Origin of the sequence: Massilia polaris (assembly GCF_012927275.1) — a bacterium.
In the GTDB taxonomy this organism is placed as follows: Bacteria; Pseudomonadota; Gammaproteobacteria; order Burkholderiales; family Burkholderiaceae_D; genus Telluria_A; species Telluria_A polaris.
This window is the reverse complement of the sequence record NZ_JABBGG010000001.1, coordinates 787,992-809,011: the sequence shown is the minus strand read 5'-3', so window position 1 is coordinate 809,011 and position 21,020 is coordinate 787,992. Positions and strand designations below refer to the sequence as shown.

The 21,020-nt window shown below is 64.3% G+C and carries 19 protein-coding genes; 14 read left to right on the top strand and 5 right to left on the bottom strand.

Features of this window, described 5'->3' with window-relative positions; all coding sequences use genetic code 11:
* The 3 genes from HHL21_RS03770 to HHL21_RS03760 form a co-directional block, all read left to right on the top strand.
* On the top strand, nucleotides 1–293 hold a 293-nt coding region (locus tag HHL21_RS03770; protein ID WP_169463867.1), incomplete at its 5' end, for an Ohr family peroxiredoxin.
* 340 nt (nucleotides 294–633) lie between these two features.
* Nucleotides 634–1,155, top strand: a complete 522-nt coding sequence (locus HHL21_RS03765) for a DUF1097 domain-containing protein (RefSeq protein ID WP_169463866.1) — start codon at nucleotides 634–636, stop codon at nucleotides 1,153–1,155.
* Between the two features lie 602 nt (nucleotides 1,156–1,757).
* On the top strand, nucleotides 1,758–2,285 hold the full coding sequence (locus HHL21_RS03760; RefSeq protein WP_169463865.1) for a MarR family winged helix-turn-helix transcriptional regulator: 528 nt from the start codon (nucleotides 1,758–1,760) through the stop codon (nucleotides 2,283–2,285).
* Here the strand turns inward: HHL21_RS03760 and HHL21_RS03755 are convergent.
* Complete coding sequence (locus tag HHL21_RS03755; protein ID WP_169463864.1) at nucleotides 2,282–3,589, bottom strand: hemolysin family protein; 1,308 nt, start codon at nucleotides 3,587–3,589, stop codon at nucleotides 2,282–2,284. The genes HHL21_RS03760 and HHL21_RS03755 overlap by 4 nt on opposite strands.
* A gap of 620 nt (nucleotides 3,590–4,209) precedes the next feature.
* Between HHL21_RS03755 and HHL21_RS03750 the strand changes: the two genes are divergently transcribed.
* The 3 genes from HHL21_RS03750 to HHL21_RS03740 are packed head-to-tail and all read left to right on the top strand — an operon-like array spanning nucleotide 4,210 to nucleotide 7,711.
* Nucleotides 4,210–5,298: a hypothetical protein gene (locus tag HHL21_RS03750; RefSeq protein ID WP_169463863.1), complete on the top strand. Its 1,089-nt coding sequence runs from the start codon at nucleotides 4,210–4,212 to the stop codon at nucleotides 5,296–5,298.
* Entirely contained in the window at nucleotides 5,288–6,493 is a 1,206-nt protein-coding gene (locus tag HHL21_RS03745; RefSeq protein WP_169463862.1) for a cation:proton antiporter domain-containing protein, read from the top strand. The genes HHL21_RS03750 and HHL21_RS03745 overlap by 11 nt, the downstream gene beginning before the upstream one ends.
* Nucleotides 6,494–7,711: a YbdK family carboxylate-amine ligase gene (locus HHL21_RS03740; RefSeq protein ID WP_229495933.1), complete on the top strand. Its 1,218-nt coding sequence runs from the start codon at nucleotides 6,494–6,496 to the stop codon at nucleotides 7,709–7,711.
* On the opposite strand, the gene cueR is transcribed toward HHL21_RS03740, so the two are convergent.
* Nucleotides 7,708–8,106, bottom strand: coding sequence for a Cu(I)-responsive transcriptional regulator (cueR, locus tag HHL21_RS03735; protein WP_169463861.1), 399 nt, complete (start codon nucleotides 8,104–8,106; stop codon nucleotides 7,708–7,710). The genes HHL21_RS03740 and cueR overlap by 4 nt on opposite strands.
* Nucleotides 8,103–10,274, bottom strand: a complete 2,172-nt coding sequence (locus HHL21_RS03730; protein WP_169463860.1) for a heavy metal translocating P-type ATPase — start codon at nucleotides 10,272–10,274, stop codon at nucleotides 8,103–8,105. The genes cueR and HHL21_RS03730 overlap by 4 nt, the downstream gene beginning before the upstream one ends.
* Before the next feature lie 118 nt (nucleotides 10,275–10,392).
* Between HHL21_RS03730 and HHL21_RS03725 the strand changes: the two genes are divergently transcribed.
* The 5 genes from HHL21_RS03725 to HHL21_RS03705 all read left to right on the top strand — a co-directional run bounded on the left by HHL21_RS03725 (nucleotide 10,393) and on the right by HHL21_RS03705 (nucleotide 14,323).
* Complete coding sequence (locus HHL21_RS03725; protein WP_169463859.1) at nucleotides 10,393–10,797, top strand: hypothetical protein; 405 nt, start codon at nucleotides 10,393–10,395, stop codon at nucleotides 10,795–10,797.
* An 85-nt stretch (nucleotides 10,798–10,882) separates the two neighbouring features.
* The gene (locus tag HHL21_RS03720; protein ID WP_169463858.1) at nucleotides 10,883–11,173 is read left to right on the top strand and encodes a hypothetical protein; all 291 of its coding nucleotides are present in this window, start codon (nucleotides 10,883–10,885) and stop codon (nucleotides 11,171–11,173) included.
* Nucleotide 11,174: 1 nt separating this feature from the next.
* The gene (locus tag HHL21_RS03715; protein ID WP_169463857.1) at nucleotides 11,175–12,557 is read left to right on the top strand and encodes a TolC family protein; all 1,383 of its coding nucleotides are present in this window, start codon (nucleotides 11,175–11,177) and stop codon (nucleotides 12,555–12,557) included.
* A gap of 14 nt (nucleotides 12,558–12,571) precedes the next feature.
* Complete coding sequence (locus HHL21_RS03710) at nucleotides 12,572–13,966, top strand: multicopper oxidase family protein (protein WP_169463856.1); 1,395 nt, start codon at nucleotides 12,572–12,574, stop codon at nucleotides 13,964–13,966.
* A gap of 93 nt (nucleotides 13,967–14,059) precedes the next feature.
* Nucleotides 14,060–14,323 carry a copper-binding protein gene (locus HHL21_RS03705; RefSeq protein ID WP_229495986.1) on the top strand — a complete coding sequence of 88 codons (264 nt, stop codon included), beginning with the start codon at nucleotides 14,060–14,062 and terminating at the stop codon, nucleotides 14,321–14,323.
* Nucleotides 14,324–14,356: 33 nt separating this feature from the next.
* Here the strand turns inward: HHL21_RS03705 and HHL21_RS03700 are convergent, their stop codons facing one another.
* Together HHL21_RS03700 and HHL21_RS03695 are read right to left on the bottom strand one after the other, a co-directional pair.
* On the bottom strand, nucleotides 14,357–15,517 hold the full coding sequence (locus HHL21_RS03700) for a beta propeller repeat protein (protein WP_169463854.1): 1,161 nt from the start codon (nucleotides 15,515–15,517) through the stop codon (nucleotides 14,357–14,359).
* A 172-nt stretch (nucleotides 15,518–15,689) separates the two neighbouring features.
* Complete coding sequence (locus HHL21_RS03695; RefSeq protein ID WP_169463853.1) at nucleotides 15,690–16,193, bottom strand: pyridoxamine 5'-phosphate oxidase family protein; 504 nt, start codon at nucleotides 16,191–16,193, stop codon at nucleotides 15,690–15,692.
* A gap of 246 nt (nucleotides 16,194–16,439) precedes the next feature.
* On the opposite strand from HHL21_RS03695, the gene HHL21_RS03690 reads away from it, so the two are divergent.
* From HHL21_RS03690 to HHL21_RS03680, 3 genes are read left to right on the top strand one after another with little or no spacing between them, the layout of a single operon-like run.
* Nucleotides 16,440–18,404: a serine protein kinase gene (locus HHL21_RS03690; protein WP_370659658.1), complete on the top strand. Its 1,965-nt coding sequence runs from the start codon at nucleotides 16,440–16,442 to the stop codon at nucleotides 18,402–18,404.
* A 22-nt stretch (nucleotides 18,405–18,426) separates the two neighbouring features.
* Nucleotides 18,427–19,587, top strand: a complete 1,161-nt coding sequence (locus HHL21_RS03685; RefSeq protein WP_370659657.1) for a DUF444 family protein — start codon at nucleotides 18,427–18,429, stop codon at nucleotides 19,585–19,587.
* On the top strand, nucleotides 19,584–20,966 hold the full coding sequence (locus tag HHL21_RS03680) for a SpoVR family protein (RefSeq protein ID WP_169463852.1): 1,383 nt from the start codon (nucleotides 19,584–19,586) through the stop codon (nucleotides 20,964–20,966). The genes HHL21_RS03685 and HHL21_RS03680 overlap by 4 nt, the downstream gene beginning before the upstream one ends.
* Nucleotides 20,967–21,020: the final 54 nt, after the last annotated feature.

Genomic DNA, 21,020 nt, shown 5'->3' with positions numbered 1-21,020 from the left:
CGACCGCCGAGCAACTGTTCGCCGGTGCCTGGTCGGCCTGCTACATCGCCGCCGTCGGCATTACCGCCAAGGAGATGAAAGTGACCTTGCCTGCGGACACGGCTGTGGATATTGAAGTGGACCTGGGTCTGGCCGGCGCCGAGTACTTGCTGCAGGCCCGCCTCACCCTGCGTGTGCCTGGGCTGGACCCCGAAGTCGCCACGGCAATCGCGCATGACGCCGATGCCATCTGCCCGTACTCGAAAGCCACGCGCGGCAATATCGATGTCGCCCTCAAGGTCGTCACGGAGTAAGGCCGCCCGCGCTGCGCAAGCATCCTCGTGGTCCAAAGGGCTTGGCCGCCAATGGACTAAAGGTCAAGTTGCCTGCTGATCTGGCAGTCGACGCCGAGGTAGATCTGGTCACTGACGCCGGAGCGTACATCCTGCAGGCGCGTGTAAACGTTAGCTTGCCGGCGTTGCGCACGATATTGCCTGGACGCTGCTTGAAACGGCCCACCAGACCTGCCCCTACTCGAAGCTCAGCAAAGACAACATGAAGGTCGAGATCAATCTCATCTGAGCGTTCGGCGCTATGGCCACCCCGTCGAGCTGAGGGGCAGGCCGTGGCGGTAACCAACTTTATTGGAACCCTATGAATTCATTACCTACCCCTGTACCACGCGTCTCGGCCGCGCAGCTGCCCGCCACGCGCTTTCACTTAAGCACACTGGTCGTGGCGATCGTGGCATCCAGCACTACCTTCCTGACCTTGGGGGCAGCGTTGCCCGCTTGGACCATGTTTCTCGGTTGGGTGGCCCACGACACCGCCGGCTCAACTTTGCGGGAAGGAGTTGCCAACCTGGTGTCGTTCCTGCTCGGCTTGGGTTTGGGCGCGGGCACTGCAATCGCGATTGGGTTGCTCACCCCCGTAGTGGGTGATGCTGCCACTCCGCTGGCAGTGCTGGGCGATGTGATTGTGGTATTAAGTCTGCGCAATCTGCGGCCGATTAACAATCCTATTGCCAATTTCCTTGGACATATTAGCTTCTTCGCTTCTGCCCAGGCACCGTCGGCCTCTTTGCTGGGGATGCTGGCAGCGGCTGGCATCATTGGAGCAGCAGGTGCTGCAATGGCAGGCTGGCTGCAGTCCCGTGTCGAGCGACGTCCTGTTTGATAGCCGATCGTCGTGTCGTACCCACGCACAGCTCATGCTTCACGTGCCGCACGACGATCATCCAAGGGTTCGAAGGTATATGGATTCATGTTCTGGGGGCGCTTGCAGTCTCGACTGCTCAGCTATATCGATTTCAAGGAAAACATTCAGCCATTGTCGCCTAGCCTCCCTGCGTTAACAAACGCAGAGCAGGAAGCGCCGTGCGCGACCGCGCAACCGGCCAACAACGTCGCAGCTTTCTACGCCCGGAGGGTATCATGAAGTCAAGTCGCCGTACACGCTGGCGCCACCAACTTCGGGATTAATAACGACAGCAGGAGCAGGGCATCCTTGCCTGGTTCAGTCGTTCTCCTGGAAGTCGGCACGACAAATGCCTGCATCATCTGCAGAGTGCAATCATTGCCAATGCCAATGCCGGTCAAGGCGGAGCATGCGATGCGTCGCGGCGAGCCCGATTTTTACGAGTCGATAAAGCGCAGGCGCGAAGGCAGGATCAGTGTCGCTTCTATTAGTCCTCATCGAAGCCGTTCCAGTCAATACGCGCGGAGCCTCCGCCGTATTGACCGTTTCTCTCCCGGTGGCTTTTCAGCTATGATTTCGAAATGACAAGCACGACTCCTGATCCCAGTGCAGAAAGCCCGGCAACCGGCGCGGCTAGCCTCATAGCAGACGAGGCCGCTGCCGTGCGTGTGCTGCGCCAGTTCCGGATCGTTTTTAACACCGTGAAAAGCCACTTCCGCCAGGTCGAACGCGACACCGGCATTGGCGGCGCCATGTTATGGGCGCTGAGCGAGATCCGCGCCACGCCCGGCATCGGCGTCAACGACCTCGCGCGCGCGCTCGACGTCCATCAGTCGACCGCAAGCAACCTGGTCAAGAGCCTGCTTGACCGCAGGCTGGTGGCGGCCGAGCGCAGCGACCGCGATCGCCGCATCGTGCTGCTGGCGCTGCTGCCGGCGGGCGCGGCGGTGCTCGATTCGGCGCCGGCCCCGTTTGCAGGCGTGCTGCCGGGAGCGCTCGCAGGCCTCGACCTGGCCACGCTGAACCGCCTCGAAACCGATCTCGCCAGCGTGATATCGCTGCTCAATGCCGACCCGGCCAGTGCCAAGGTGCTGCTGGCGGAAAGCTAGCGCGCCCCGCCATTGCCCGTTTGCCGCGCCAGCGGCGACGCCAGCACCTTATCGATACGCAGGCCATCGAGGTCGACGATTTCGAACTTCCAGCTGCCCCAGGTACAAATCTCACCCGTCTTCGGTATGTCGCCAAGCAACAGCAGCAGCATGCCGCTGAGCGTGTTGTAGCGGCCGCGGCTTTCCTCGGGCAAGTCACTCAGCGCCAGGCAGTCCTTCAGTTCCGGGATCGGTATCAGGCCATCGAGCAGCCATGAACCGTCCTCGCGGCGCACGGCCCACGCGTCTTCGGCGTGGTGGGTCTTGAACTCTCCGGTGATCGATTCGAGCACATCCTGCAGGGTCACGATGCCTTGCACCTGCCCGTATTCATCGACAATAAACGCCAGCTGCGTCCCTGAACTCTTGAAGTTCTCCAGTAATTCCATGCCGGTCAGCGACTCCGGCAGGTAGACCGGCTCCTCCAGGTTGCCCGCGAGCTCAGGCCGCTCGCCGCGCAGCAGCTGCGCCAGCATCTGGCGCGCGGTGGCGACCCCGAGGATATCGCCCCAGCCGCCGCGGATGACCGGAAAGCGCGAATGCGGACTCGCTTCCAGCCGTTTCAGGTTGACCTCGAAATCATCCTCGACATTCAGGCACACCACCTCGCCGCGCGGCACCATGAACGACGAGATCTGGCGGTCGTCGAGGCGGAACAGGTTGCGCACCATGCGGTGCTCCTGGTGTTCGATGATGCCCGCCTCGGATCCTTCCTCGAGGATCATGTGCAGGTCGTCCTCGGTGATTGGCTGCTGACCGGAATCCTTCACGCCAAACAGCCGCAGGATCAGCCTGGTCGACGACGACAACAGCATGACGAAAGGTTTCGCGACGATGGCCAGGAAACGCATCGGCCGCGCCACAGCGCGCGCCAGCGGTTCCGGATTGATCTGGGCGAGACGCTTCGGCACCAGTTCGCCCAGCACGATCGTGAAATATGTAATTGCCACGACGACCAGTGCGCTTGCCGTGAATTCGGACGCGCCCAGCGGCGTGCCCAGCGATTGCAGCCACATGGCGAGCGGGGCGGCCAGCGTTGCTTCGCCGACCATGCCGTTCAGTACGCCGATTGATGTAATGCCGATCTGCACCGTCGACAGGAACTTGGTCGGTTCCTCGCCCAGTTCGATGGCGACCTGCGCCGCGCCGTCGCCCGCGTTTGCCAGCCGCACCAGCCGCCCCTTGCGGGCCGTGACCAGGGCGATTTCCGACATGGCGAACATGCCATTCAGAATGATAAGGCCGAACAACAGCGTGATTTCCATGGTGAATCCTGAAGATGAGCCTGTGCCAAAGCGCGCGCCCGGAACCATTGATTGTACGTCAACGGTAGGCTCCCACGGCGCGGACCAGCTTTTCCTTCAAGCATAAAAAAGCCCCCGGCCAATGCCGGGGGCAGGAGACCCGGTATCACACCTCATCGCAGTGCCGTAGCAATCGATACGCCTGAATTGCCCACCAACTCATTGTGCCTTATACACATATTTGTGGCCATCATTGTCAAAATGTATAATGCGGCGATGCATTTCTTTTACTATTCAGTCCGTCCCACAGGTAAAGACATTGCGCAGCGCGCGCGATGGCGATGCCTGAACGCGCGGCCGCCGCACCGATGACTTTGACCGGGCCGGCCCAAATTCCTGAAGAAACGCGGCGATTCGTCCTGCTCGCGATCCCCTCTGTCCCCTTCCTCGAAGCCTTGCTGCTGCTTCGCGGCGCCCAAGCTGTCGTGGGACGCCGTACAGCTTGCACGCCGCCGCTACCTTACCGAAAAATGCAACCTGATCGGGGGCAGCAGCCTTATTCACTCGAAGACGACCATGAAAGCGCGCCAGTCTGCCGATGCTTTCGTCTTCAGAAAACCACCGGAGAACAACTGATGGCGATGAGCCCCCGACACAGGCGCATGCCGCGCCCGGCCTTCATGACTGGCCCCGCGCTCCTGCTTGCCGCAGTCATCGTGACCCACCTGCCGGCTACGGCCGCACCCGGCAGATCGCGTAAAAAAGCCGAACCGGAAACCGTCGATTTCGCCAGGCTGGCCCAACATCGCCCGAGCAAGTGCGGGCCCGACACCGGCGTCGTTGCGGGCCCGGCCGGATGGAAGGAGGCGCCGCCGATGTGCGTCTGGCAGGGCCGCCTCGAGATGCGGCGCTGGCAGGCCAGCGCTGTTCCCGGCGCCTGCATCGCGCCGCCGGCCGCGTGGCTGGCGTGGCAGCGCCCGCGCCTCGGCGGGCAGCCAGCGGCGCCTGGCGCGGCCTGGCACAGCGGCTGGAAGTCGCACTATCTTGGCGGGCCGGGCGACAACGGAACAGAGCGCATCGCAACTGTCGAAATGCGCGAGCCCGGCGTTTGGACGGCCACGGAATGGACCTGGTCGCCCTCCACGCGCGCCGCCACGCGTACCTGGCAGGAGGGCCGCTGGAAGCTGATCGGGGAAGCAGCATCGAAAGTCCGCGCTGGCGACACGGGCCCCGCGACACCCCTGCGCAAGGCGTGGGAAACGAACCTGAAAGGCCGGGCTGGCGAAATCGCGCACGACGGCTGGCGCTGGAACAGCGACGGCAAGTGCCTGCGCATGGCGCCATTGCCGCCGGCCAGCGCTCCCTTGCCCCTGCCGCGTGCACGTGAGGATGCGCGCCTTGAACAACGGGCCGCGATGCAGATCCAGCTGGCGCGGCGCTACCCTGGCGCCACCTTCCTGATGCCGTTCCGCCTGTTGGACGCGCCAGCCGCCGCGCCACGTTCCGGCGCCAAATATGCCGCCATCTGGACCGAGCGCAGCAACGTCACCGGCCAGCTCTGGATCCCGCAAAAATCCGGCGAGGCGCCGATCCGCGCCCAGGTCGGCGCCACGCTTCCGGCGCGCTACGACACGCCATCCGGGCTCGCGGCCGGCAGCGGCACGCTGCGCGCCATCGAGCGCGAGATGACCGGCATTGCCGATACCTGGAGTGCCAACCATGAGCGATAGGATTTTCGAACTCGCGCCGTGGCTGTTTTCGCCGCTGGCGATCATCGGTGCCGGCCTGCTGCTGGCCCAGCTGATCGGCCTCGGGCTGGCGTCGCGCGGCCTGCCGAAGCTGTATGGCGCCGTGATCGCCGGCCTGCTGGTCGGCGTCAGCGGGCTCGGATTGGTCGACGCGCCTTTGCTGTCGCAGTTCCAGGAACTGTTCAATGCCGCCACCGCGCTGGTGCTGTTTGAAGTCGGGCGCAAGATGGACCTGCAATGGCTGTGGAACAGCGGGCGTGAAGGCGCCAGCCTGGTGCTCGCCAGCCTGCTGCGTGGATTCGCCAGCTTCGCCTGCCTGGCCGCATTCGGCATTCCGAGCGGCGAAGCCGCGTTCATCGCGGTGGTGCTGATCGCCGCCAGCCCGATCATCTTCGCGTCGATGGCGGCCGATTCCAACGCCAGCGGCGTGGCGACCTTCGCCGGCGCGAACATGGTCGGCATCGGCAATGTGATCGCCTTGCTGGCGCTCGGGCCCGCGCTGGCCTGGATGAAGATGCAAGATCCCGCTTCCAACGGCTTTGGCGCGGAACTCGGGGGCGAGCTCTCCAAGCTCGCGCTGGGCGCGGTCATCGCCGTGGCCTGCTACGGCTTGTATGCGGTCGCCACCCGCGTCACGCGTGCGCCGGCACGCCAGCGGCCCGGCATGCTGCTGGCCGCGCTGCTGATGGACCTGGGACTGTGTTCTGTCACCGGGTCCAGCGCGCTGCTGTCGCTGCTGTTGATGGGACTCCTGCTGCGTAACGCGGAAAAGCGCGACAACGTGTTCCAGGCCCAGCTCAAGACCGGCCAGGACATCGGCTACGCGCTGCTGTTCATGATGTCGGCGGCGCTGGTCGAGATCCAGCAGCTGATGAATCCCGCCGTCCTCGCGCTGGCGCTACTGATATTCATGGTGCGCATCGGCGTCACCCGCATCGCATTCATCGGCAGCGGAGCATGGAGCGCACACAAGAAGAACGCGATGGCGGTGTCGATGTGCTCCCTGGTCAGCTTCGGCACACTGATGGTCGACAACTCCCTCGGCACCTATTCCGGCCTTGGACCCGCGGCGGCGCAGGTGATCGCTTCGCTGCTCGCATTGAATGTCCTGATCGCCCCTGCCCTCACCTGGTGGGGACTGAAGATCGCGGGCGAAACGCACGAGGAGGAGGATTAAATGACCGAAAAGGCCGAACAGATCATCTCGCTGGAAGAAGCGCAGGCACGGGCGGTCTCCGGTACCGGGCCCGCCTACCTGCCGCCGTTCGCGCACTCGCGCATGGGATCGATGGGCATCGAGCTGGAACTGATGGTGCTCGACCGCCTGACCTACGACCTGCTGCCCGCCGCGCCGGACATCCTTCGATTGCTGGACCAGCGCAAGAAGGAATGGGTGGCCACGCCCGAAATCACCACCTCGATGCTGGAAGTGGCCACCTCCATCCTCGGCGGCTACGACCAGGCCGCGGCGCAGGTCGAAGAGATCCGCGAGGCGGTGCGCAGCGCCGCGTTCCAGGTGGGCGCCGCCATTTCTGGCGGCGGCGCGCATCCGTTCCAGAAGTGGGCGGAACAGCGCATCTATCCGAAGGAACGCTACCGTGCATCGGCGCGTAAATTCGGCTATCTCGCCAAACTGTTCACGGTATTCGGCATGCACGTGCATATCGGCGTGCCGGACGCGGATGAAGCGATCCGCATCGCGGCGTGGCTGACGCAGCGCGCGCCCCTGTTCATCGCGCTGTCGGCCAACTCGCCGTGCTGGCAAGGCGAGGATTCGGGCTTCTGCAGCTCGCGCAGCAACGTCGTCGGCGCTTTCCCGATGAGCGGCACAATGCCTTCCGATATCCGCAGCTGGAAAGGATTCGAAGAGTATTTCGAGCGGCTGGCAGGCCACGGCATCGTCGGCTCGATCAAGGACTTCTACTGGGACGTGCGGCCAAAGCCGGAATACGGGACCGTCGAACTCCGGGTGCTCGATACGCCGCTGCGCCCTGCGTATGCCGCCGCACTGGCGAGCTACGCGCGCGAACTGTGCATCGAAGCATACGGGCGGCGCGGCGAATGGCCCTCCGACAGCAGCCGCGAGCTGTACGCGTGGAACCGCTTCAACGCGGCCAAGGATGGCGTCAGCGCGATCTGGATCGATCCGGAAAACGGCGCGCGGCTGCCTGTCTGCCAGGTGGTCGAGAACGACCTGCAGCGGCTGTCGGCCGCCTCGCTCGATCCCGGTTTCGGCACGGCGTGCGAGGTGATCCGCGAGTTGATGGCCAAGGGCGGCCAGGCGCGCTGGCTGACCGCGCACATGGAGGCCGGGTCCGGCGTGAATGACATTGCCCGCGTGGCGAGCGAGATGTTCGACCTGCCCGATGAACGGGTCACCAGGGTGACGCCTTAGCTGCCGCCCGCAGTGGCCAGGTCATCCAGGATAGGGCAATCGGGACGCTCGTCGCCATGGCAGGCGGTCGCCAGGCTCTCCAGCGTGCGCCGCATCGCCTGCATCTCCGCGATCTTGCGGTCAAGTTCCGCAATGTGCTGGTTGGCGAGTGCGCATACATCCTGGCTGGCGCGGTGCTTGTCCCGCCACAGCGCGAGCAGCGCGCGGATCTGCTCCAGCGAGAAGCCCAGCTCGCGCCCGCGATGGATAAACTGCAGCATCTGGACCTCGCGCACCGAATACACGCGGTAACCCGAATCGCTGCGTTTCGCTTCGCCGGTCAGCCCGATCGCCTCGTAATGCCGGATCATCTTGGCCGAGACGCCCGAGGCCTTTGCCGCTTCGCCGATATTCATTCCGCACCCCGCCAGCGCCGCAACAGCAGCGCGTTACTCACCACCGAGACGCTCGAAAACGCCATCGCCGCGCCCGCGATCATCGGATTGAGCAGGCCGAAGGCCGCCAGCGGCACGCCAACCGCATTGAATACAAAAGCCCAGAACAGGTTCTGGCGGATCTTCGCGTAGGTTCGGCGCGAGATGTCGATGGCGTCGGCGAGCAGGCGCGGATCGCCGCGCATCAGCGTGACGCCGGCGGTATGCATCGCCACGTCGGTGCCGCCGCCCATCGCGATGCCGATATCTGCCGCAGCCAGCGCGGGTGCGTCGTTGATGCCGTCACCGACCATCGCCACGCGCGCGCCATTCGCGCGCAGCCGCACGATGATTTCCGCCTTCCCCTCGGGGAGCACCTGCGCATGGACTTCGTCGATGCCAAGCTGGCCTGCGATGTGGCTGGCGCTGCCCTGGTTGTCGCCTGTGAGCATGACTGTGCGGATTCCTGCCGCCTTCAGGCCGTTCACGGCAGCGCGGCTTTCCGGCTTGATCGCGTCGCCGAAAGCCAGCATGCCGACCAGCTTTGGCCCGGGCGCGGTTTGCGCCAGCCAGGACACCGTTGCGCCAGCGTCTTCGTGCCTCCGCGCGACCTTAGCCAGCTCCCCGGGCGATACGCCAAAACGTTCGAGCAGGCGTGCGTTGCCAAGCGCATAGCCCACGCCTGCCACGCTGGCCGTGACGCCGTGTCCGGGCACCGCCCGCACATCAACGGCGGACGCGCTTGCAACGCCGGCAGTTGCTTCGCCAACCGCGCGTGCCAGCGGATGTTCGCTTCCTTGTTGTATAGCGGCCGAGAGGGCCAGCAGTTCGCCATGGTCGCCGTTCGCTGCGATATGCGCCGTCAGGCGCGGCTTGCCGGCCGTGAGCGTCCCGGTCTTGTCGAATGCGACCACATTCACACCGTGCAGCAGTTCGAGCGCTTCCGCATCCTTGATCAGGATGCCGTGGCGCGCGGCGACGCCGGTGCCCGCCATGATGGCCGTCGGCGTCGCCAGTCCGAGCGCACATGGGCAAGCGATCACCAGCACCGCGACGGCGTTGAGCAGCGCGGCGCTCCAGTCGCCGTTGTACAGCCACCAGCCGGCGAACGCCGCGAACGCGATCACGATGACGGCCGGGACGAACACGGCGCTCACCTTGTCGACCAGCCGCTGCACCGGCGCCTTGGCCGCCTGCGCGTCCTCGACCGCGCGGATGATGCGCGCCAGCGTCGATTCGGCGCCAAGCGCGGCGGCGCGCGCGACGATCGCGCCGTCGCCGTTGACCGCGCCGCCAATCACCTTGTCGCCGGTGCCCTTGGTCACCGGCATGCTCTCGCCGGTCAGCATCGATTCGTCGGCATGCGTCGTCCCTTCGATGACGACGCCGTCCATCGGCATGCGCTCGCCCGGGCGGATCACCACTTCATCGCCGATGCGCAGCCTCTCAATGCGGACTTCACGCACCTCGCCATTTTTGCGCACGCGGGCGGTTGCCGGACGCAGTGCCTGCAGCGCGCGTATCGCTTCCGTGGTCTGGCGCTTGGCGCGTGCTTCCAGCCATTTGCCGAGACGGACCAGCGTGATGACGACAGCGGCGGCCTCGAAGTACAAGTGCCCGCCGCCGCCCAGCCATTCGAACACGCTCAGGCCGTACGCCGCCGAGGTGCCGAGGGCGACCAGCAGGTCCATATTCCCGGTCTTTGCCAGCAGCGCTTTCCAGCCTGCGCGGTAGAAGCGCGCGCCGATCCAGAACTGCACCGGGGTGGCCAGCAGCCATTGGACCCAGGCGGGTAACATCAGGTGAAGGCCAAACAGTTCGGCGGCCATCGGCATGGCCAGCGGCAGGGTCAAAGCGGCGGCAATGCCGATTTGCCACGCATCGCGCGCCACCGGGTCGGTTCCCGCAAGCGCAGGCGCATCGCCGAGGCCGGGCGTGGCCTTGTACCCAGCCCGTTCTACCGCCTGCACCAGTGCCGCGGCATCCGGTTTGCCCGCTGTCCTCACCGTGGCGCGCTCTGTTGCAAGGTTGACCGTGGCTTCCAGCACGCCGGGAACGGCACGCAGCGCCTTTTCGACCCTGCCCGCGCAGGAGGTGCAACTCATCCCCTCGATCGGCAAGTCCAGTTCCTTACCAGTATTTGTTACCATCGCGATTCTCCCTGTGGTCCATTTTCACCATCATCGACCTTCCCATCATTGTAAGGTCAAGACCCTGTCGCTTGTTTATTTCGCTACCGCAGTCGCAACACTAAACCCGTATCGACTCATGCTACACTTCGCCACCATGAAATCGCTGAAGTCTATTTTCGTCTGGATATTGCTGCTCGCGCTCCCTCTCCAGGGATTCGCCGCGGTATCGATGTTCATGTGCGATTCGGGCGCCGCGAAAGTAGTTGCCGCCGCGACAGCGGTCGCCGATGACGCCGCCTCGGGCATGCCAGCGGGCTGCGAACATCACAAGGCCAAACAGGCGCCCGGCGACGATAAGCCAGGCAGCCTGGCAAAGTGCGGCACCTGTGCCTCGTGCCCGGTGGGCGCGGCCATCGTCACCGTCCTGATTCCCCTTCCCCAGATCAATTCCCACGGCGCCGAGCGCATTCCCTACGTTGCTGCCTACGACACCGCCTGCATAGTCGGCGCGCTCGAGCGGCCGCCGCACACCGTCGCCTGATATCCGATGCGGGCGGCGACCCCGCCTTCGCTTTTGATTCGATGCCCTGCGAACGCCGGGTGTCGCAGACCGACGAAAGATTTGCATGAAAACCCTGATCCGTTTCGCCTTGGTGACTGGCTGCGCACTGTCGCCCGTCGCTGCCCTCGCGCAGGACCAGCCAGGCCTCGCCCCAATGAACCCTACTGCCGCCGCCGCGCCATTAGTCTATGAGTCCGCGTTTGCCGACTACCGCGCCGACACGGACACCCCGCCGGTCGGCTGGAAGGATAGCAATGAGCGCGTGGCCCAGCCGCGCGACGAGCATGCCGGCCACGACATGGGCGCGAGCCCCGAGAAAAAACACCCGCACCACGGGCACCAACACAAGGAATGACATGCGTGCATTGATTCCCTCAGCGATCGCCCTGCTCCTTTCCGGTTGCGCTTCCTTCTCCGCTGACGGCGGTGTCGGCGCAGTGCAGGCCCTGGCGCAGGCGCGCAGCGCGCAGGCCATTCCCCCGAACAAGCCGGAAACGGTCGAGCACCAACTGGCCGGCTTGCTCGCCAAGCCATTGACGGTTGACAACGCTGTCCAGCTTGCGTTGATCAACAACCGCGGCCTGCAGGCATCCTACGCGGAACTCGGCGTCGCCGAAGCCGACCTGGTGCAGGCTGGCCGCATCGCCAATCCGGTCTTCAGCTTCGGCCGCCTGAAGGGCCATGAAGGTGTCGAGCTTGAGCGCACGCTGACTGTCCCGATCATGGGCCTGCTGACGATGCCATTTACGCTGCCGCTGGAAAGGCGCCGCTTTGAGCAAGCCCAGATGCGCGCGGCAGGCGAACTGCTGCGCGTGGCCGACGAAACGCGCCGCGCCTATTACAGCGCAATCGCCGCCCAGCAAAGCGCTGCCTACATGGAGCAGGTGAAGGACGCTGCCGACGCCAGCGCGGAACTGGCGCGCCGGATGGCGGCGGCAGGCAACTGGAGCAAGCTGCAGCAAGCTCGCGAACAAGCGTTCTACGCCGACACCGTTGCCCAGCTTGCACGCGCACGCCAGGCAATGGTGGCCGAACGCGAACGCCTGACCCGACTGATGGGACTGTGGGGTAACAACACCCGGTTCCAGCTGCCCGACCGCTTGCCCGACCTCCCGGCGGCGCCACGCGAGGTCAACGATGCCGAAGCGCAGGCGATGACGAATCGCCTCGACATGCTGATGGCGCAGAAGGAACTCGCCGGCCTTGCGTCGTCGCTGGGCCTGACGCGCGCGACCCGCTTCGTCAACCTGCTCGACTTGTCCTACCTGCACAACACCACACCGGGTGGCGAGCGCGAGAAAGGCTACGAGATCGAATTCCAGATCCCGCTGTTCGACTGGGGCACTGCGCGCGTGGCGAAAGCCGAATCGCTGTACATGCAGGCGGTGCAGCGCGCCGCGGCATCCGCCGTCGATGCGCGTTCCGAAGTGCGTGAATCCTACCTTGCTTATCGCACCGCCTATGACCTGGCGCGCCACTACCGTGACGAGATCGTGCCGCTCAAGAAACGCATCTCAGACGAGCAACTGCTGCGTTACAACGGCATGCTGATCAGCGTGTTCGAGCTGCTGGCCGACGCGCGCGACCAGATCATGAGCGTCAACGCGGCAATCGAAGCGCAGCGCGACTACTGGGTGGCCGATTCGGCCCTGCATGCAGCAATGACCGGCGCCGGCGGCAGTCGCCCCGCCGCGCGCGCAAGCAGCGCGCCAGCCCCCGCCGCCGCGGCACAACACTAATCGAGGTAATCAGAATGGTTTCACGTAGAGATTTCTTCCGCGGCGCAGGCGCTGCCGCGGTCACGACCGCCGTCGTCAGCCGGGTCGGAGCGGCATCGCTCCCCGAGGCTGTCATCATGGACAAGGCCGCCACCCAGGCTCCGCTGGCGCCGCCGAACGGCCGCCCGTACCATCCAGTCGTCACCCTGAACGGCTGGACGCTGCCATGGCGCATGAAGGATGGCGTCAAGGAGTTCCACCTGGTCGCCGAACCGGTTGTGCGCGAGATTGCGCCGGGAATGAAGGCCAACCTGTGGGGCTACAACGGCCAGTCGCCGGGGCCGACCATCGAGGTGGTCGAGGGCGATCGCGTGCGCATCTTTGTCACCAACAAACTGCCCGAGCACACCAGCATCCACTGGCATGGCCAGCGCCTGCCGAACGGCATGGACGGCGTCACCGGCCTGACCCAGCCGGCTATTCCGGTCGGCAAAACCTTCGTCTATGAATTCGTGGCGCGCCGGCCGGGCACCTTCATGTACCACCCGCACGCGGATGAAATGACGCAGATGGCGATGGGCATGATGGGCTTCTGGGTCACGCATCCGAAAAATCCGTCGTTCCAGAAAGTCGACCGCGATTTCTGCTTCCTGCTCAACGCCTACGACATCGACCCGGGCAGCTATACGCCCAAGGTCAACACGATGCTCGACTTCAACCTCTGGACCTTCAACAGCCGCGCCTTCCCGGGCATCGACCCGATGGTGGTCGGCCTGAACGACAAGGTGCGCATCCGGGTTGGCAACCTGACCATGACCAACCACCCGATCCACCTGCATGGCCACGAGTTCGTTGTGACCGGCACCGATGGCGGATGGACGCCGCCGGCGTCGCGCTGGCCGGAAGTGACGACCGATATCGCGGTCGGACAGATGCGCGCGATCGAGTTTATCGCCAACGAGCCCGGCGACTGGAGCTTGCACTGCCACAAGTCGCACCACACGATGAACGCGATGGGCCATGACGTGCCGACGCTGATCGGCGTGGAACAGCGCGACGTGGTCGAAAAGATCAACAAGCTCGTGCCCGACTACATGATCATGGGCGACAAGGGTATGGCCGACATGGCCGAAATGGAAATGCCGCTGCCGGACAATACCTTGCCGATGATGACTGGCACTGGCCCGTTCGGCGGCATCGGCATGGGCGGGATGTTCACGACCCTCAAGGTGCGCAAGGGCCTGGCGCGTAACGATTACCAGGATCCGGGCTGGTACAAGCACCCGGCAGGCACGGTTGCGTACGAATGGAAGGATGGCGCCGCAGCCATGCCGGAGCCGGTGCGCGCGCCGGACACCAAGCAGATGGCAGCCAGGCCGGGCGAGAAAGTGTTGCAGGTTGTAAAGCCGGTCCACCACAGCGGCCATTAAGCCGTTAGCTAAATTAATTGAACTAGAAGAGGAATACTGATGAAATTATCTACATTCGTTATCACCGCCGCACTGGCCCTTCCAATCGCCGGCATGGCGATGGCCCAGCCGACGCCGGCGCCTGCCGCGCCGGTGACGCTGGTCGCTGGCGAAGTCAAGAAGGTCGACAAGGAAGCGGGCAAGATGACCATCAAGCATGGCGCGCTGGCGAACCTCGACATGCCGCCGATGACGATGGTGTTCCGCGTCAAGGACCCGGCGATGCTTGAGAAAGTAAAAGCCGGCGACAAGATCAACTTCGCCGCCGAGCGCGCCAACGGCGCCATCACGGTGATCCAGCTCGACATCGCCAAGTAAGCATCACCGTCCCGGGCCGCTGGCACAGCCGCGCTAGGGCTTGCCGAGGGTGAGCTGGATCAGCTTGCCCTTGGCCGTTGCATCTTCGTTCAGGGTCAGCAGGATGCGCCCTTGCGGATCCTCGACCAGCGACGTCACTTGCCCGGAAAGACCGGTATCGCCCGCCCCGCGGTTGTAGCCGGGCAGCATCGCGGAAAGGTTGGTCCAGTTGTCGCCGCCATTGGCCGACCACGCCAGGTAGGGCCGCGCGTTGGCCTTGTCGAAACCTCCCACCACAATCACGTTCGGCTTGTTTTTCAGCGACAGGAAGCTCGTCACGTACGGATACATGTTGCCTCCCTCGATCGGGTGCCTGATGACGAACTTGAACGACCGGCCGCCGTCATCGCTGCGCAGCAAGCCGCCCTCCACGCCCGCAAATACGCGTTGCGTGCCATCAATTGAGTCGATGAACTGGATGTTGCGGTTTTCCAGGTCCGGCACGTCGACCGGCAGCTCGGCCTGCGATTCGAGGCGCGAACCGTCCGCACTCAGCTGGTAGGCCCGGATGAAAGCGTCGTCGAGCGGACATTCGCCGCCCACCAGCAGGCGCGTGCCGACGATGTGGAAGGACTGGTGGTAGCAGGTCATCGAATCGAACTGGCCCAGCAGCACGCGCCAGCTGGCGGCCTTGTTGTCGGAGACGAACAGGTTCGGGCCAGCGCCGGCGTTGCTGTACAGGCGCGTCCCAACCATCTTCAACTCGTCCATCCACAGCGTGTAGCACCATTGCTCGTAACAGGCGCGCAGGCTCTGGTCCTGCGGCGCGAAGCTGGTGCCGGCCTGGTTCAGTGCGCACAGCGCATGTTCCTGCGCGCCGGGGGCTTCATACCAGGGCTGGAACATCCACAGCGTGTCGCCCAGCGGGCGCAGGGTCGGAGCGCGCTGCGGCGCCATGTCGTTGAATGCGCCAAGGCCGCAGTTGCCGAGGGCGACCGTGTTCCATTGCGATGCCGCCGTCACCGGCAGGCCGGTGCGCACCACCGCCGTTCCCTCGGTAGTGGAATTGGACATGCCGATGTAGGCGCTGCCTTTGTGGAAGGCGATGTTCTCCATGCCGCGCGCGTGGCTTGCCAAAACGTCGATGCGGGTTACCGGATCGGCCACGAAAATCGCTTCTCCGCCGCAGCCGGCCAGCAGCGCGCTTGCAATCAAAGTCCCTGTTGAAAGAATATTCCTGCGCCGATTCATATGACCCCTGCATGCGTAGTTGGAAAGATGGCGCTATTCTCGGGCGTTCGCCCGGCGCTTTCCATGGGTGTTGTGTCGGCAGAGTGTCGGGAATATGTAATCCAGGGACAAATTCCAAAGCGGTTGCGCTTGGGTCTTACAGGTCGATCTTGCCGTGTTCGGCGGGATCGACCTTTGGCGGTTCGCCGGTGATGGCCGCCTTGGCCATTGCGAACAGCGACACCATCCTGCTCGATGCGGTGTCCCAGAATTCGGCGCTGTGCGGCACCACGCGCACCAGCGCCACGTGGATGTCGTCAGGGCCGTTCGGGAACCAGGCCGCGACGAACGGGTTCCACAGTTCGTGGATCTTGGCGCGCTCAACCACCCGCTCGGCGCGCCCGCTGACCGACACATACAGTCCATCCTTCGGCTCGGCAAAGCTGACGTTCACTTCGGGCGTGGCGGCGATGTCTTCCCATAAGCCCGTGTTGATCGACGTGAAAAACCACAGGTGGCCTTCCTTGTCCATTTCCTGGTTGGTCATGGGCGTGGCGACGAGGTGGCCATGTTTGTCGCTTGTCGTAAACATCGCGAAGCGCACCGAATTGATTTTGTCGGATAGCTCTTTGACGTTATGGGCGGAATTGGTTGGATACATGAACACTCCTTCGGATTTAGCTTGGACAAGCCTCTATCCTGATCCTGCCCCGAACTTTCATCTGTGCGCCGCCCAACGTTCGCCGCACCATTCGCCGCTGGAGCCACATTTCCGCATGAAAACTCGACATTGGTTCGGTCCTCCACATTGAGGCCGGTCATCCGCCACATTGTGCCGGGACCGATACTTGAGCTCCGGGCAGCGAACGCCAAGCGCTTGCCACACCCATTTCACGACGGAGGAAACGTGACATTACCCGGCGACGCGCTGGAGCCGCAGCAATCGGACCAGCAAGGCAATTTTCTCGACAGCCTGGCCCTGTTCACGAGGCAGCATCGGGCCGGCCACTGGTCGGGAACCTTCTCGGAGTTCATGGAAAAGGTCTGGCCTGCCTCCCCGCACCAGGTCGGGCGCAGTTCGCACCAGTATGTGTGGGACATGATCCGCAGCACCTGCGTCGATGCCGGCGAAGGCAAATTCCGCTGTAGGCTGTTCGACGACGACCTGTTCGGCATCGACGAGGCAATCGTCCGCGTGGTCGACTATTTCAAGGCCGCCGCAGCCGGATCGGAAGTCGGGCGGCGCCTGCTGCTTCTGCTCGGGCCGCCCTCGGGCGGCAAATCGAGCCTGGTCATCCTGCTCAAGCGCGGGTTGGAGGAATACAGCCACACCGATGACGGCGCGCTGTACGCCATCGGCGGCTGTCCGGTGCACGAGTCTCCCCTGCACCTGGTGCCGCACACGATGCGCGCTTCCTGCCGCAATACCTACGGCATCGACATCGCCGGCGAGGTCTGTCCGCACTGCCGCGCGCGGCTGGAAGACCAGTTCGGCGGCGACTTCATGCAGATGCCGGTGGAGCGCTTTTTCATTTCGGAGTCCGGCCGCAGCGGCATCGGCACCTACGCGCCGCACGACCCGACCACCGCGGACCTGGCCGACCTGGTCGGTTCGGTGGACCTGTCGAAAGTGGCGCAGTACGGCGACGAGGGCGATCCGCGCGCGTGGTCATGGTCGGGCGCCGTGTACGCGGCCAGCCGCGGCGTGCTCGAGATGATCGAAATCCTCAAGGTCAAGCGCGAGTTCCTTTATCTGCTGCTGACGCTGACGCAGGAGAAAAACGTCAAGGTGTCGCGCTTTCCGCTCATCTACCTCGACGAGACCATCCTCGCGCACACCAACCTGGCCGAGTTCCGCAAGTTCTTGCAGGAGAGCGAAAACGAGGCGCTGCTCGACCGCATGGTGATCGTCCAGGTGCCCTACACCCTGAACTACAAGGAGGAAGCGCGGATCTACAAGAAGCTCATTTCGTCGGCCGCGCCAGCGTTCCGCGATGTCCACCTCGACCCGCACGTGCTGCATGCCGCTGCCGTGTTCGCCATTTTGTCGCGCATCCAGGACGGTGAGGACAAGGAGGTGGAACTGGTCAGGAAAGTCCGCATCCACGCCGATGAGGAGGTCGACGGCGTGAACCGCACGGACGTCCGCCGTGTCAAAGAGAAGGAGAAGGCGCCTGAGGAGGGGCTGGCCGGCGTGTCGCCGCGTTTCGTCATCAACGCCCTGTCCAACGCCATTATCCAGTCCAACCAGCAGAGCCTGTCGACAATGGACGTGCTGCTGGCGCTGAAGGACGGCATCGAGAGCGATGCCCGCATCGACGCAAAGAAAAAGCGCCGGTGGGTCGATTACCTGGTGCTGACGCGCAAGGATTTTTACAACCGCTGGGTCAAGGAAGACGTGCACAGGGCTTTGTTCGTGTCGTTCGAGCAGGAGGCGCAGGACTTGCTGAACAAGTACCTCGACGAGGTCGAAGCGATGCTCGACAACCGCCAGATCAAGGACCCGATCACCAGCGAGGAAAGGCGCCCGGACGAGCGCTTCCTGCGCGCGGTCGAGGAGAAAATCCACATCTCGGAATCCGGGAAGCAGTCGTTCCGGCAGGAAGTCGTACGCAAGGCGATGGGCGCCTACAAGCGCGGCGTCAGGTTCGGGCTGGAAAGCCACATGCAACTGAACGATGCGGTCCAGCAGTACCTGTTCGAGCAGCGCCGCGACGTGCTGAGGCTGGTTAGTTCCGCCAAACGGCCCGACGAAGAAATCCGCACCAAGATATCGGCGGTCGAGAAGCGCCTGGTCGATGAATACGGTTACGACAGCCACAGCGCGCGCGAGGCGCTGAACTACGTGACCACCCTGCTGGCACAGGAGTAGCACCCTTCCCTGGAGGTGGACAGTGGCGGCAACGATTAACACGGCCTGGTACGACCTGTTCTCGCGCGGTGCGCGCGACTGGCTGCGCCATAACGACAAGGTGCGCGACGCGGTCCAGCAGCACTTGCCCGAGCTGATCGCCGGCCCGGACCTCATCACCGGGCCGCAGGAGCGCACGGTGCGGATTCCGGTGCGCCTGCTTGAGCACGCGCGCTTCAAGCTCGCCGACGGGCGCAGCCAGAACGGCGCCGGCCAGGGTGAAGGCCAGCCGGGCGACGTGTTGCAGCATGCCCTGCCCGAGCCCTTTGAGGGTGACGACGGCAAAGGCGGCCAGGAAGACGGCGACGTCAGGCTGCTGCTCGAATTCTCGATCGACGACCTGATGGACTGGGTATGGGAAGAGCTGAAACTGCCCGACCTGAAACCGAAGCCATCGGCCCGCATCGATGAGGTGCAGCTGGTGCGCGAAGGGTGGGACAAGCGCGGCGCGCGCTCGCGGCTTGACCGCCGCCGCACCATCAAGGAGGCCATCAAGCGCCGTGCGGTGCAGGAGAACCCGGTGCCCTTCACCAACGATGACTTGCGCTTCCGCCAGCTGGTGACGCGCCCGAAGCCGAGCACCAGCGCCGTGATCCTGTTCGTCATCGATGTGTCCGCGAGCATGACCCGGCTCGAACGCAAGCTCGCGAAATCGTTTTTCTTCTTCGCGTTGCAAGGCATCCGCCGCAACTACGCCAAGGTTGAAACCAGGTTCATCGCGCATACCACGCACGCCTGGGAATTCTCGGAGAGCGAGTTCTTTCAGGTCACAGGCATGGGCGGCACCATCGCATCGAGCGCCTTCAAGCTGGCGCTGGAGTTGGTGCGCAGCGAGTACATCGCGGCGCAGCATAACGTCTACCTGTTCTACGCATCGGATGGCGAAAACTTCACCGAGGACCGCATCGCGGCGACCGAAGCGCTGACGGCACTCGCCGGATCGCTCAACTACATTGGCTATGTGGAGACGCTTCCCGGCATATCGCGCTCGCTGGAAACCGAGATGCGCCGCCTGTGCAGTGAGCTGGAACGACGCGGCGTGCCGATCGGCAGCAGCGTCTTGTCGAATCCGGACGACGTCTGGCGCGCGCTGCGCAAGTTCTTCATGCAGGAATCCGGCGCCGGCAAGGTGGCGTTCGCATGAACGACGCCCAGCGGCAGCTGGCAGGCTACAGCGAGCGCATCGAGGCGCTGGCGGTGGAATTGGGGCTGGACTTCTATCAGGTCGATTGCGACCTCGTCCCCGCCAATTTCATGGTCGAGATCGCCGTCTATGGCCTGCCGGTGCGCATGCGGCACTGGTCGTTCGGCGTGCGCTACATCCACCAGCTGGTGCGCCAGCACATGGGCCACTCCCGCATCTTCGAGGTGATGTTTCCGGGCGACCCCTGCCACGCCTTCATGCAGGACCACAACTCGCTCGCGGAAAATACGCTGGTCACCGCGCACGTGCTCGGACACGCCGACTTCGCCAAGAGCAATCAGCTGTTCACGCGCTTCATGGCGATGGCCGGCGGCCATATCCTGGAGCAGAGCGCCGCCAGGGCGCACCGGCTCGAACTGGCGCTGCAGGCGCACGGACAGGAGCGCGTCGAGGCCGTGCTCGACGCCGCGCTCGCGCTGGAGACGCATATCGACGTCGACCAGCCACTGCACCGGCCGCGCTATCCGGAGTTTGTCGCGCCGCGCGCCGAACCGGGGCCGGACCTGTTTCGCGACCGCTTCACGCGCCTGCCTGGTGAATCCATCGCTGCGGTGCAAGGACCGCCGCAACGCGCACACCTGCCCCCGCAGCCCGAGACCGACCTGCTATGGTTCATCGCTAACTACGCGCCGGCACTGGAGGACTGGGAGCGCGACATCTTCCTTGCGGTGCGCGAGGAAGCGTATTATTTCCACCCGATTTACGCCTGCCAGATCATGAATGAGGGCTGGGCCTCGTACTGGCACGCGCGGCTGCTGCGCGAGGCGGCTTTCCTGCCGCACGAGCTGTACCTGGCCGCGATCAAGTCGCACTCGGACGTGGTGCGACCGTTCGCAAGCGGCCAGCAGCTGGCGCTGTCGCTCAACCCTTACCACCTGGGCTTCTCGTTGTGGGAACACATCATCGACCAGCACGGCATGGAGAAGGCGCGCCAGATTTGCCGTGAAGAAGACGATTTCGGATTCATCCGCAACTATCTTGACCAGGAAATCGCCGACAAGCTCGACCTGTTCGTCTACGAAGGGCGGCGCGACGGCGAAACCCGTATCTCCAGCCGCGACATCCATGCGATCCGCGAAGCCATCCTGGCGCCAAAATTCAATTACGGCTCGCCGGCGATCACGATCGCCCAGGTCGGACCGGACGGCAGCCTCGATCTTCGCCACGACTACCTGCACGATGGCCGTGGCCTCGAGCTTGGACAGGCCGAGCGTGTGATGGAATACGTGGGCCGCATCTGGCGCCGGCCCGTGTCGCTTCACACGGTCGACTTCCGCGGCGTCGTTCGCGTCCTGACTGGTAAAAAGCCGCCTTCCTGAGCCGATCCCGCGACGTCTGGCGTGTCGTTGATGGCGGTCAACAAGTTGCTGCAT